Here is a 1,562-nt window from a genome sequence, read left to right as displayed (position 1 = left end):
ACGGTGTTGACGCACCGGCTACCGTCCTACTCTAAGAAGTTCACAGAAATCGCTATCACATTACGTAATACAAATTTAGTGGAAAACCTTCCACCCTGTTTCTACCCCATAAGTTAGACCTTAAGCCAAATGAAATCAAGCTTTTCAGCAGGATTTTGACGGTTTCGGTGTACGTGAGTTGTTTCTTATTTATCAAGAGAAGGAAAACACCCCCAAAAACCCCATATTTCAGAGTGTATTTAAGGCTCATTTTTACGCCTGTCTCGTAACTTCGTGTATCTACGTATCTACCAAGTTAGATTTTCCACCTATCTTTTTTCAGGGCTCCCCCCGCTACGCAGTTCCTCCCTAAAAAAAGAATAGGCGTCAAATTAAAGATTTTTTTGGTTTATCAGGGGCGCATTGCTGCGCGGGGATTTGTTTTTTAAATTTACTTGGTTTGGGTAGCGGCCGACTAGCTTCAATGGATAATTGAGAACTGAGTGCGGCCTACATGCGATAAATCGCATAATGTTAATTTACATATTGGCGTAAGCCGACATTCCACCGGAAAACCTGAACCATAACAGCTTCAATCATGTCGTTTTCTTCACCTACATGCACCAGGTCTACAGAGTCACTTTCAACGTCCTGTAGGTTTAGTAGTTTGTGATGCTCTTTGAGTATCCCACCAAAGGCAATTAGGCGTTTATGACGTATTCCCAGTGCCAAATCCTTAACAGCTTTGGCGTGGGCTAAGTAATTACCATCCGGAAGCTCACAGACGTAGTTAGAGGGCTTTGTGGCGTACTTCCCAACCTCGGCAGCAGCAGATTCTATACTTGATGAGCCTTCTCTTTTTCTGTTTGGCTTAATCGTTCTGATATCGACCTGCGTTATCTCTGGGTATCTGGTAGATTCGCGCCAAAGCTCAAGCCATCTAGCCTGAGTGATATAGGTCTTTTTAAAATAACCAGACGGTACCGCCAGTAACACATGGAAGTGAGGGTGATAATCGTCCCGTTCACCACTATAGGTAACTTCCAATGCTCTAAAAAAACCCTTTACCCCGCGTTTAACCTCGGCTCTTTTCATTAACCTGTCAAAACTTGCCGTTAAATGCTTAATCTCTTCTGGTAGGCGCTGCGCGCTTACATTCGGAACAGTAAGGGTTAACAATAGATATTTTAAAGTTGGATGCTCTTTTTGGGCTGAAAAGCACACCGCTTTCACTTGGTGGAAAATGGCCATTGAGCGCCTCCTTTGGCATGACGGGCACATTCTATCTCTACAGAATAAAGCTCGTAACAATCGTTTATTACCATGAGGGTCTACTGCGAATTCTAGGGTTGATCCGCAATCAAACATTCTTTGCGACCTGCCAAACCAATATTTTTCGGGCTGATCAAATGCTTTGGATACTGCGACGGTTTTTAATTTTAATACACGCCAATCAGTTTTTGAATCTTTCAATATTTCGCCTGTTCCGTGGATTACGGGCAGGTCTTGATATACAATAGTCATATCGTTTACCTATCTCGACAATGGGTAAAACGTAGCTTGGGATGAATTTGAGACTCATC

Annotated in this window: 1 protein-coding gene; it reads right to left on the bottom strand. The window is 42.9% G+C overall.

Annotated features, from left to right (window positions below; all coding sequences use genetic code 11):
• Positions 1–513: 513 nt before the first annotated feature.
• A complete protein-coding gene (locus CWC14_RS16780) occupies positions 514–1,503 on the bottom strand; it encodes a protein rep (RefSeq protein WP_138564037.1) in 990 nt (329 codons plus the stop codon).
• Between the last annotated feature and the right edge of the window lie 59 nt (positions 1,504–1,562).

The sequence above is a fragment of the Pseudoalteromonas sp. S3260 genome (assembly GCF_005886925.1).
GTDB lineage: Bacteria > Pseudomonadota > Gammaproteobacteria > Enterobacterales > Alteromonadaceae > Pseudoalteromonas > Pseudoalteromonas tetraodonis.
This window is presented reverse-complemented; position numbering and strand designations above follow the sequence as displayed.